This window comes from Actinokineospora sp. PR83, assembly GCF_021056305.1.
Lineage (GTDB): Bacteria > Actinomycetota > Actinomycetes > Mycobacteriales > Pseudonocardiaceae > Actinokineospora > Actinokineospora spheciospongiae.
On record NZ_JAJCXD010000004.1, the window covers coordinates 1 to 11277 of the forward strand.

Genomic DNA, 11277 nt, shown 5'->3' on the forward strand with positions numbered 1-11277 from the left:
TCGTTTCCAAGGCTTATCCCAGAGTACGGGGCAGATTACCCACGTGTTACTCACCCGTTCGCCGCTCGTGTACCCCGAAGGGCCTTACCGCTCGACTTGCATGTGTTAAGCACGCCGCCAGCGTTCGTCCTGAGCCAGGATCAAACTCTCCAATAATGAATGAGTGTTCTTGCCTGACAAAAAGACACCAAACTGGCATCAATTCATCTCAAAGGAAACCCCTGACAGGGTTTCATGATATTAAGCTCTACTGGCTTAAATCGGCACACTGTTGAGTTCTCAAACAACACACGCACATCCGACTCAACCGACCCTGATCAGGCGCGGCCTCATCCGAGGCTGGTATTGCAAGTTAGGTTTTGCTCGATCCGCGCCCGGCCGTGGAGGACCGCTTGGTCCTTACCCGGTGGGTTTCGGTGTCTCGCAACGCCGCAGAACGTTACCCGGTCCGTTTCGCGATGTCAAATCCGCTCGACCCGGTGGAAGTCCCGGCCCTGTCGGCCTGCCGGAGCAGACTAGCAGGTGGTGTCTTCCGGCTCCGTCCGGGTCAGGCCCTGTGGCCTTCCCTGTCCGGCGCTCCGTGCGACATGGAGAAAGTTACGCAGGTAGAAATTCAAAGTCAAATCGGCTGGTCAGCGGCTTGCGGCCGGTCGGAGCCACACTGTGCGCACCTGCCCGGAGAGCACCTCGTCGAGCACCTCCTCCACCCCCACGGCGGTGGTCTCGCCCAGGCGCACCAGCTCGTAGCCCCACGTCCGGAACTCCCGCAGCACGACGGCGGGGTCGTCACCGAAAGCGCTGGTCAGAGCCCCGTCGATCCCGAAGATCACGTGCGGTCGGTCCTTGCGCAACCGGCGCACCAGACCCCCGAGGGCCCGGTGCCCGCGGCCGGGGACGTCCACCTTGACGACCGACAACCGCTGCCCCCGGGCGGCCTCCAGCGCGTCGAGTTCGCGGTCCAGACGGACCCCGGCAACCGCAACTCCACCCGGTGTGTCCGTGGTCACTGTTTTCGGGTCTCGGGGCGACACGGCGTACCCGCCCCCCGCCGAGGGCACCCCGACCAGGGGCGTGGGGCTGTCCCACCCGGCGGCGGCGAGCACGCCCAACCGCTCGGCCACCGACTCGGCGACGTTCTCGGACACGTTGTGCCGCAACAGTTCCAGTGCGTCCGGGTCGGGTTCGACGACGACAACGGTGCCGCTGGTGCCGAGCCTGCTCAGCACCCGGATGGCGTGGTAGCCGACGTACGCGCCGACGTCGAGGAACACGCTCTCCGGTTCGATCAGCGAGTCGACCAGTTCGGCGACCTCGGGTTCCCACACCCCGTTGCTCGACAGCACCGCCGACATGACGCTGTCGCGCGCGGGCAGTCGCAGCAGCCCGGCGTCGCACAGCACGAGCGAACTGGCGGTGTCGGTCGGGTTGGCGCGTTCCTGTTGTCGCACAACGACTCTGCGCAGGGCGTCGGTCGCCCGCAGGGCCTGGTCGGCGGACCAGGCCCCCATGGCGAGCTTGCTCTCCTGGGCGGTTTCGCGTTCGGCGAGCCGGGCTTCGAGCGCGTCCATCCGCGCGGTGCTCGCCGCCAGCGCCTCGGTCAGCCTGCGCACCTCGTCCCCGGAGGCCGGGGAGACCTCCGCGCGCTGCCCGGCCTCGCGGACCCGCGACGACAGCTCACCCAGCGCCCGGGCGCCGCCGGTGACGTCGCCGCGCAGTCGGGCGATCTCCTCGTTGGCGGTGGTGACCTGCCTGCCCATCGCGGTGGTGCGCTCGACGACCAGGTCCAGGTCGGCCCGCAGCAGGTCGACGTCGGTGCCCGCCCCCGGGGCGGCGAGCCGTTCCTGCCGCTCGTACAGCTCGACGGCGGTCCGCTCGATGCCGTCGATGAGCGAGCCCATCACCGAGGTGAGGTGGTTGTCGTAGTGGGACAGGACCCGCAGCACGGCCCGGCGCATCTGCGGGGCCATCGGGATCTTGTAGCCGACGTCGGCGTCCGGCCTGCGCAGGAGGGCGTGCCGGGCGGCCCGCAGCGCGCGCAGCGGGTCGTCCTCGGTGGCGGTGGCCAGTGCCCGGCCCGCCCGCCACCTGCGGTAGGCCAGTTCGACCCGCCTGCGCACGGCCGCGCCGGTCGCGGCGGGGGCGAGTGCCTCGGTGAGGTGGGTGCGGGCGGCGGAGCCGACCTTGTCGGCGGTGGCGTGGTCGTCGGCGAGGTCGCGCACGGCCCCGGCGATCATGGTGTCGGCGGCGAACTCGTCCACGGGCAGCACCACGCACCCGTCGGCGCCGAGCAGTTCGGCGCCGGTCCCGCCCGCGACGGTGATCAGGGGGACGCCGCGCAGGGACAGGTCGGTGAGCCACCGGTTGACCCGGGCGCCGTGCGGGTCGCCGGGTTGGTGGACCGAGACGGCCCAGGTGGCGGCGTCGACGGCGGTGGCGAAAGCGCTTTCCCTGGTGATCAGGCGGACCCTGGGTTCGCGGGCGGCGAACAGCCGCAGCCGTTCGGCCGCCTCGGTGCGGGCCAGCGCGTCGGGGACGAGCAGGAGCAGCCGCACGTCGTCGCGGGTGGGGAAGGCGGCGCGGAAGGCGGCGAGCAGGTCGTCGGCCTGGTCGGCGAGGCCGACGAAGGCGGGTCCGGTGCCGAGGCCGAGGTCGTGCCTGGCCTCGTCGCGGGCGGGTTCGTCGCGGGCGCCCCGGTCGGGGACGGGCAGCGGCACGGTGTGGGTGGCCACCCCGTCGGGGGCGGTGGCGGCGGCGGGCCAGACCAGCCAGCGCTCGTCGGCGCGGGCGGGCACCGGTCCGTACTCGTCGCGGACCGCGATGACGTGCCGCTGCCGGGGTATGGCGGTGGCCCCGGCGCAGGCGAGCACCACGGGGTAGACCGGTTCGTCGGAGATGGGCAGCCCGGAGGCGTCGGCGGCCAGCCGGAGGCGGTCGGCGAGGGGGCCGGTGCCGAGGACGGACACGCCGATCTGGTCGATCAGGGTGACGTCGGGGGCCTGTCCCGGCACGGCGCGCGGGTGTATCCGCCCGGTGCTCACGGCGTCGGCGGCGCACCAGTCGCGGTAGGCGCCCGCGTCCGCGCCGAACGGTTCGGGGAAACGTTCGCGCAGGTCGGGGTCGTCTTCCCAGAGGCAGAGCGCCCACCGCGTGGCGTCGGGTTGGTTCGGTGGCGCCTCGCAGGCCCAGCGCAGGAACCCGGCGGGGTCGGCTCCGGCGGCGGGCGGTTTCTGGGCGCGGTACGCGTCGCGCAGCGAGGGCGGGAGGGCGGTGCCGTCGGGGAGGCTGCCGAACGCGACCGCGGGTGTGGGCGGGTCTTCGCCCGCTTCTTCGGAGTAGTCGGCGCAGAGCTGGTTGAGGAGGGGGTGTTCGGAGAGCAGGACGCGCGGGTGGTCGCCGTGCTCGGCGGTCAGGAGCCAGGGTTTGCGCGGGTCGAACCCGGTGAAGTCGACGGTCCGCAGCGGCAGGCCGCCCGCGGTCAGGTTGCCGTCGGCGTCGCGGCCGAGGGGGCGTTGGGCGGCGTTCCAGCGGGAGAGGTTGAGGCCGGGGTCGCGCAGGACCCGGTGGTCGACCAGTGCGGGTGCCCCGTCGAGGAACACCCCGGCGCGGGCCGGGGTGGCCAGGCTGACCTCGGCCCAGGCGTGCAGGAAGTGCTCGGCGCCGTGGGTGACGGCGATGAACCCCTCGTCGTAGACCCCGGCGGCCAGCAGGTCGTCCGCCCCGGGTTGCAGCCCGTCGGCGGGCAGCGGTCGCAGCGCCTTGGGCACCAGGACGACGGCGGCGTCGGTGAGCGCGTCGGTGACGTGGGTGAGGGGGGCGTGCACGCGGACCTGCGGTGCGAGGTGCAGCACCGCGTCCTCGCCGTCGAGCAGCCATTCGAGCAGCCGGGGCCGCAGGGCGGCGCACGCTTCCGCGGCGGTGTGCCCGGTGGCCAGCGCGGCCAGTTCCGCGTCGCCGATGCCCAGCTCGGCGGGGGTGAGGGTGTCCGGGGCGGTGCCGTCGACCAGGAGGATGACGAAGCGCGCCCCGGGGTGCTGCTCCCGGAACGTCCGGGCGGCCACCCGAGCCGCGCCCAACCGCGCGCAGTCGACGACCGTGCAGGCGCTCAACGACCGGGTCCCGACAACGTCTGCCACCCGGCCAACCTAACGGCTTCCCCCACCCGGGCGCGATGGTGGGAACTCGTGTGGGTGGTCCGCCGGAACTCTGCGCAGCACCACCGGCGGCCCCCACTCGGCGTTTCCCCCGGTGGACGCCACATCGGTCCTGATCCTCCTGCCCTGTGTGGCGCATCGCTCCTCTCTGTCAAGGGCAACGGGAAACCTGTGGACCCCCGCGACGACCTGTCCACAGGAAGATCAACACCACCCCTCCCCCGCCACCCCCGCCGGTAGAATGGCCCCACGGACCCGAATCCCCCGGGAGGGTGGGGGCTTGGGATGGTTTGGTCGCCTGCCGCGGCGCGCGCCGGATGTCAAGCGGGCGGGTCGGGCTGTGGACGGGTCGTGTGGCTGCGGGGCAGTTCGCCGGGCCGGGTGGCTCGTGGCGGCCGGTTCGGAATCAGGACGGCGAGGTGCTGGCGGTCGTCCTGCAGTGGGGCGGCGACCGGACCGCGCTGCCCGAGGGCTGCGACGGCGCGCTCACCGCCTCGGTCCGCGAACACGCGGCGGGTGTCGAGCCGGGCACCCCGTACATCGTCTCGGCCACGGTCCGGCCGGACCGCACCGGGGCGGGCCTGGCGGGCACGGTCCTCACCGGGCTGCGCGAGCGCGGTCGGTACCCGGTCCCCGGCGCGCTCGACCGGCCGAGGTCGACCGGGAGCGCGACCGGGGCACGTACGAGGGAAGCGGCCTCTGGGTGCGCCACCTCCAGCGGGCCTCAGAGCACGGGCAGCAGGGTCCGCAGCTCGTAGGGGGTGACGCTGCGCCGGTAGGCGTCCCACTCGGTGCGCTTGTTCCGCAGGAAGTAGTCGAACACGTGCTCCCCCAGCGTTTCCGCCAGCAGCTCCGAGTTCTCCATCTCGTTGAGCGCCTCGCCCAGGTTCTGCGGCAGGTTCGCGTACCCGGCGGCGCGGCGTTCCGCGTCCGACAGCGACCACACGTCGTCCTCGGCGGCGGGTGGGAGGGTGTAGCCCTCGGAGACGCCCTTGAGGCCCGCGGCCAGTATCACCGAGTAGGCCAGGTACGGGTTGCAGGCCGAGTCCAGGGAGCGGATCTCCACCCGCCGCGACGAGGACTTGGTCGGCGAGTAGTTCGGGACGCGGACCAGCGCGGAGCGGTTCGCGTGGCCCCAGCACACGGCCGTGGGGGCTTCGCCGCCGACGATCAGCCGCTTGTAGGAGTTCACCCACTGGTTGGTGATGGCCGAGATCTCCCGCGCGTGCCGCAGCAGGCCCGCGATGAATGCCTTGCCGGTGTCCGACAGCTCGTACGGGTCCTCGTTGTTGTAGAACGCGTTCTGGTCGCCCTCGAACAGGCTGACGTGGGTGTGCATCCCCGAGCCCGGCTGGTCGGAGAACGGCTTGGGCATGAACGACGCGTGCACGCCCTGGGTGAGGGCGACCTCCTTGACCACGTACCGGAACGTCATGACGTTGTCGGCCATGGTCAGCGCGTCGGCGTAGCGCAGGTCGATCTCCTGCTGGCCGGGGGCGTTCTCGTGGTGGCTGAACTCCACCGAGATGCCCATCGCCTCCAGGGTTTCGATGGCGTGGCGGCGGAAGTGGGTGGCGCTGGCGTGCGAGGCCTGGTCGAAGTAGCCGCCGTTGTCGGCCGGTTCCGGTTCGCTGCCGTCGGCCGGGAGGTTCTTGAGCAGGAAGAACTCGATCTCCGGGTGGACGTAGCAGGTGAAACCGGCCTCGCTGGCCCGCGACAGGGTGCGGCGCAGGACGTGCCGGGGGTCGGCCCAGGAGGGGGAGCCGTCGGGCATGGCGATGTCGCAGAACATGCGGGCGGAGTAGGGCTCCCCCTCCGGGGTCTCCCAGGGCAGGACCTGGAAGGTGGCCGGGTCGGGCTTGGCGATCATGTCCGACTCGTACACGCGGGAGAAGCCCTCGATCGCCGAGCCGTCGAAGCCGATGCCCTCGGCGAACGCGCCCTCGAGTTCGGCGGGCGCGACCGCCACCGACTTGAGGAAGCCCAGCACGTCGGTGAACCACAGGCGGACGAACCGGATGTCGCGTTCCTCGAGGGTGCGGAGGACGAATTCCTGCTGGCGATCCATGGGCGCAGCGTAGATGTTAGGAGGGCCCCGGCGCCCCTGCGGGTTGTCGCTGTGACGTGATCCGCAGGGACATGGCGGCGGCGAGCGCGCACAGGCCGCCCGCGATGTACCAGGCCGGGTCGTAGCCGCCGTGGTGGTCGCGGATCAGGCCCGCGCCGGTGGCGGCCAGGGCGGCGCCCACCTGGTGGGAGGCGAAGACCCAGCCGAAGACGACCGGGCCGTCGGCGCCGAACACCCGGCGGCACAGGGCGACCGTGGGCGGGACCGTGGCCACCCAGTCCAGGCCGTAGAAGACGATGAACGCCCACATGGGCGGTTCGGTGGTGGCGGCGAACAGGTGCGGCAGCACGAGCAGGGACGCGCCGCGCAGGCTGTAGTAGGCGCCGAGCAGCCACCGGGGGTCGACCTTGTCGGTGAGCCAGCCGGAGGCGATGGTGCCCGCGATGTCGAACAGGCCGACCAGGGCCAGCAGGGAGGCGGCGGTGGTGGCGGGCATCCCGTGGTCGTGCGCGGCGGGCACGAAGTGGGTGCCGATGAGGCCGTTGGTGGAGGCGCCGCAGATGGCGAACCCGCCCGCGAGCAGCCAGAACGTCCGGTTCCGCACCGCCGTGCGCAGGACTCGGAGCGCGCGGGTGGCGGCGTGGCCGGGGTTGGCGGCCGGGGTCGTGGGAGGGGCTGAGGGGTCGGCGCCGTAGGCGGTGGTGCCGACGTCGCGGGGGTGGTCGCGCAGGGCGAGCAGGACCAGCGGCACGACGGCCAGCGCGGCGAACGACACCGCCAGCGACGCGGGCCGCCAGCCGTGGTCGCTCGCGAGCAGGGCCACGACCGGCAGGAAGACGAGCTGGCCCGCCGCGCCCGCCGCGGTGAGCACACCGCTGACCAGGCCCTGGTGCTTGACGAACCAGCGGGAGGTGACGGTGGCGACGAACGTCAGCGCCATCGACCCGGTGCCGACGCCGACGCACACGCCCCACAGCAGCAGCAGTTGCCAGCTCGCGGTCATGAACACCGTGAGCCCGCTGCCCGCGGCGACCAGCAGCAGGGCCCCGGTGACCACCCGGCGCATGCCGAGCTTCTCCATCAGCGCCGCGGCGAACGGCGAGATGACGCCGTAGAGCACCAGGTTGATCGACACCGCTGCGGAGATGGTGCCGGTCGACCAGCCGAACTCGTCGTGCAGCGGGGTGATGAGCACGCTCGGGGCGGCACGGAAGCCCGCGGCGCCGACCAGCGCCACGAAGGCCACCGCGGCCACGGACCAGGCCCGGTGCGGGCGGCGGCGGACGGGGGCGTCGTCGAGTCGGGTCACGCAGAACAGGGTGCGGGTCGCGGTGGTCCGCCGGAAGTGGCCTGAGCGCCAACATGTGGAAGGATCCGGCCATGACGCACCGGGTGGCCGTCCTGGCGGTCGACGAGGCCGTGGGCTACGACCTGGCCATCCCGCCGCAGATCATGCGCTCGGCGACCGGCCCGGACCGGGAGCCGCTCTACGACGTGGTGGTGTGCGGCGTCGACGGTGGACCGGTGCGGATGAACACCGGCTACCGGGCGCTGCTCGACCACGGCCCGGAGGCGCTGGCCACCGCCGACACCGTGGTGGTGCCCGGCACGATGGCCCCGGGTCCGCGCCACCGCGGGGTCCTCGACGGGCCGCTGGCCGACGCGCTCGCCCTGATCAGGCCGGGCACGCGGGTCATGTCGATCTGCACCGGCGCGTTCGTGCTGGCCGCCGCGGGCCTGCTCGACGGCCGCCGCGCCACCACCCACTGGCGGTACGCCGAGCAGTTCCGCGCCCTCTACCCGCGCGTGGACCTCGACCCGGACGTGCTGTTCGTCGACGAGGGCGACGTGCTGACCTCCGCGGGCCTCGGCGCGGGCGTGGACCTGTGCCTGCACGTGGTGCGCACCGACCACGGCAGCGCCGCGGCCAACCGCGCGGCCCGGCACTGCGTCGTCCCCCCGCACCGCGACGGCGGGCAGTCGCAGTTCATCGACCGCCCGCTGCCCCCGGCCGACACCGGTGGCACCGCCGCGACCCGCGAGTGGGCGCTCACCCGCCTGCACGAGCCGCTGGAGCTGGCGACCCTCGCGGCGCGCGCGTCGATGAGCGTGCGCACGTTCTCCCGTCACTTCCGCGCGGAGACCGGTCTGTCCCCGGGGGCGTGGCTGGTCCAGCAGCGCCTGCGGCACGCCCGCCACCTGCTGGAGACCACGGACTTCCCGATCGACCGGGTGGCCGCGGAGTCCGGTCTGGGCAGTGCGGCGTCGCTGCGGCAGCACCTGCGCGCCACGATCGGTGTGCCACCGCTGGCCTACCGCAGGACTTTCCGCGCCCCCTGAGAGCCACCCACTCACCGGTTGAGCACTTTTCCGCAGGTCGGGACCGCCTGTGGACAGTTTTCCCCGCCCTCAGCCGATCCCCCCTACGATCCCTCCCATGGTCACGCGCCGAAGGTTCCTGGGAGCACTCGCGGTCGTCGGGGTGCTCGTGTCCGGCTGCACGTCGAACGGGGGCTCGACGCCCGGTGGGCAGACGAGCACCCTGCCCGACGGGGCAGCGCTGTTGAAGTCCGCCACCGAGGCGACGAGGAAGATCGAGTCCGCCCACTTCTCGCTGAAGGTCAACGGGACGGTCAACGCCATCCCGGTGCAGAACGCCGACGGCGACATCACCCGCCTCGGCGGCGGCGGGGCGCAGGGCACGGTCAAGTTGACCATCCTGGGCCAGCTCATCGAGGGCAAGTTCGTGCTGACCCCCGACGACCTGTACCTGCAGGGGCCCACGGGCGGCTACCAGAAGCTCGACGCCTCGCTGGTCACCAACATCTACGACCCGTCGGCGATCCTGGACCCGGACCGGGGCGTGGCGAACGTGCTGGGCAACATCCAGGACCCGAAGACCGAGAAGCGCGAGACCGTCGACGGGGTCGACGCGTTCAAGGTCAACGGCCGGGTCGCCAAGGACGTCGTCTCCCGGGTGGTGCCCGGGGTGAGCAGCGACGTCGACCTGTCGATCTGGGTGCGCGACAACGACACCCGCGACCCGGTCAAGGCGACGGTGGAGGTGCCGCAGGGCGACCAGAAGGCCACCGTGGACCTGTCGCTGTCGGAGATCGGCAAGCCGGTCACGATCACCCCGCCGAACTGACGTGACCGCCACCGCCGCCGCGCCCCGCCTGCGGGGCCGCTCGATCGCCATCGGCGCGGGCGGCCTCGCGGTGCTGCTCGGCGCGCTGGACACCTACGTGGTGGTCAGCGTGCTGCGGCAGATCATCACCGACCTGCGGATCCCGATCAACCGGTTGGAGCAGGTCACCCCGATCGTCACCGGGTACCTGCTCGGCTACATCGCCGCGATGCCGCTGCTGGGTCAGGCCTCCGACCGGTTCGGGCGCCGCCCGCTGCTGCAGGCGTGCCTGCTCGGCTTCACCGCCGGGTCGGTCATCACGGCCCTGTCCGGCGACCTGACGACGCTGGTCGCCGGGCGGGTGGTGCAGGGCGTGGCGAGCGGTGCGCTGCTGCCGGTCACCATGGCGCTCGCGGCGGACCTGTGGAGCGAGCGCGACCGGTCGACCGTGCTCGGTGCCGTCGGCGGGGCGCAGGAGCTGGGCAGCGTGCTCGGCCCCCTCTACGGGGTGGCCGTGGCGGCCCTGCCGCTGTGGTCCGACGCGTTCGGCATCACCGGGTGGCGCGGCGTGTTCTGGGTGAACGTGCCGCTGGCCGTGCTGGCGATGGTGGCGGTGCAGCTGACCGTGCCGAAGCGGGCCGCCACCGCCGAGCGGGTCCGGGTCGACGTGGTCGGCGGTGTGCTGCTGGCGGTGACGCTGGGCCTGGCCGTGGTCGGCCTCTACAACCCCGACCCGCGCACGGCGGTCCTGCCGTCGTGGGGTCTGCCGACGCTGCTCGGGGCGGCGGTGGCCCTGGTGCTGTTCCTGCTGTGGGAGCGCCGCGCCCGCACCCGCCTGATCGACCCGGCGGGCGTGGCGATGCGCCCCTTCCTGTCCGCCCTGGGCGTCTCGGTCGCCGCGGGCGCGGCCCTGATGGTCACCCTGGTCGACGTCGACCTGTTCGCCCAGACCCTCCTGGGCCGCGACGACCAGGGCGGGGTGTTCCTGCTCCTGCGCTTCCTGGTCGCCCTCCCGATCGGCGCGGTCGCGGGCGGCTGGCTGGCGGGCCGCGTCGGCGACCGCCCGGTGTCGGTGGTCGGCATGGCCGTCGCGGCGGTCGGCTACCTGCTGATGTCCTCCTGGCCCGCCGACCCCCTGGCCGCGGGCTGGTTCCCCGGCCTGTCCCACGTGGACACCGACCTGGTCGTCGCGGGCCTCGGCCTGGGCCTGGTCATCGCCCCGCTCTCGGCGGCCGTCCTGCGCGCGGTCCCGACCGAACGCCACGGCGTGGCCGCCGCCGCCGTGGTCGTCGCCCGGATGACCGGCATGCTGGTCGGTGTGGCCGCCCTCTCCGCGTGGGGCCTGCACCGCTTCCACTCCCTGACGGCGAACCTGAACGTCCCCCTGCCCTTCGGCAAGGACCCGGCGGTCGCGGCCAAGGAGATCGCCGACTACCAGGCGGCACTGCACTCGGCCCTGCTCACCCAGTACACGGAGATCTTCCTGATCACGGCGGTGGTCTGCGCCGCGGGCGCCGCCCTGGCCCTGCTGATCAAGCCCCGACCGACCCCCGAAACGAGTGATCCACAGTAGTTCCACGCCGGGGATGGCCGTCACTTCCCTTCGTCCACCGGGACGACTGCCTGCGGTTCATCGACTGGGACACAAGGTCCCCGCCGGGTCGGTGGTCGAACTCCGGCAGGCGGGCGAATCCTTCGAATCCGTTGGGTACGAGTACGACCTGACACCCCGGCAAGTCGAAACCTTGTGCCGCGCCTCCAGCGCCATCGCTTGAGTTCTTCCTCGACCGAGGACTGGGACGGGGGGTTGCGGGCGGCCTGGCCGAACCGTGGCGCTCGGTGGGCCGGCCGCCTACGCGGTGGGTGCCGGAGGCATTCGTCGTACGTGGCCGTGAGTGGGTGGCTGCGCTGCTCATCGAGAGCTGATCGCC

The 11277-nt window shown here is 72.6% G+C and carries 7 protein-coding genes and 1 rRNA gene; 4 read left to right on the forward strand and 4 right to left on the reverse strand.

The features are described 5' to 3' along the window. Together L6E12_RS01070 and L6E12_RS35230 are read right to left on the reverse strand one after the other, a co-directional pair. Positions 1 to 156, reverse strand: a 16S ribosomal RNA gene (locus tag L6E12_RS01070); the annotation flags it as partial. Between the two features lie 476 nt (positions 157 to 632). After that, a complete protein-coding gene (locus L6E12_RS35230) occupies positions 633 to 4133 on the reverse strand; it encodes an FkbM family methyltransferase (protein WP_236225963.1) in 3501 nt (1166 codons plus the stop codon). A gap of 371 nt (positions 4134 to 4504) precedes the next feature. On the opposite strand from L6E12_RS35230, the gene L6E12_RS01080 reads away from it, so the two are divergent. Further along, complete coding sequence (locus L6E12_RS01080; RefSeq protein ID WP_236225964.1) at positions 4505 to 4909, forward strand: hypothetical protein; 405 nt, start codon at positions 4505 to 4507, stop codon at positions 4907 to 4909. On the opposite strand, the gene glnA is transcribed toward L6E12_RS01080, so the two are convergent. Further along, positions 4876 to 6219, reverse strand: a complete 1344-nt coding sequence (glnA, locus tag L6E12_RS01085; protein ID WP_236225965.1) for a type I glutamate--ammonia ligase — start codon at positions 6217 to 6219, stop codon at positions 4876 to 4878. The genes L6E12_RS01080 and glnA overlap by 34 nt on opposite strands. A 16-nt stretch (positions 6220 to 6235) precedes the next feature. Beyond that, the gene (locus tag L6E12_RS01090) at positions 6236 to 7528 is read right to left on the reverse strand and encodes an MFS transporter (protein ID WP_236225966.1); all 1293 of its coding nucleotides are present in this window, start codon (positions 7526 to 7528) and stop codon (positions 6236 to 6238) included. Positions 7529 to 7599: 71 nt separating this feature from the next. On the opposite strand from L6E12_RS01090, the gene L6E12_RS01095 reads away from it, so the two are divergent. The 3 genes from L6E12_RS01095 (at position 7600) to L6E12_RS01105 (ending at position 10919) form a co-directional block, all read left to right on the forward strand. Then, the gene (locus tag L6E12_RS01095; protein ID WP_236225967.1) at positions 7600 to 8559 is read left to right on the forward strand and encodes a GlxA family transcriptional regulator; all 960 of its coding nucleotides are present in this window, start codon (positions 7600 to 7602) and stop codon (positions 8557 to 8559) included. Positions 8560 to 8656: 97 nt separating this feature from the next. Further along, positions 8657 to 9367, forward strand: coding sequence for an LppX_LprAFG lipoprotein (locus L6E12_RS01100; protein WP_236225968.1), 711 nt, complete (start codon positions 8657 to 8659; stop codon positions 9365 to 9367). 1 nt (position 9368) lies between these two features. Then, complete coding sequence (locus L6E12_RS01105; RefSeq protein WP_236225969.1) at positions 9369 to 10919, forward strand: MFS transporter; 1551 nt, start codon at positions 9369 to 9371, stop codon at positions 10917 to 10919. Positions 10920 to 11277 lie beyond the last annotated feature (358 nt).

Coding starts and splice junctions, on each gene's coding strand:
- L6E12_RS01100 (WP_236225968.1), top strand. CDS start 8,657: ATGGTCACGCGCCGAAGGTTCCTGGGAGCACTCGCGGTCGTCGGGGTG.
- glnA (WP_236225965.1), bottom strand. CDS start 6,219: ATGGATCGCCAGCAGGAATTCGTCCTCCGCACCCTCGAGGAACGCGAC.
- L6E12_RS01095 (WP_236225967.1), top strand. CDS start 7,600: ATGACGCACCGGGTGGCCGTCCTGGCGGTCGACGAGGCCGTGGGCTAC.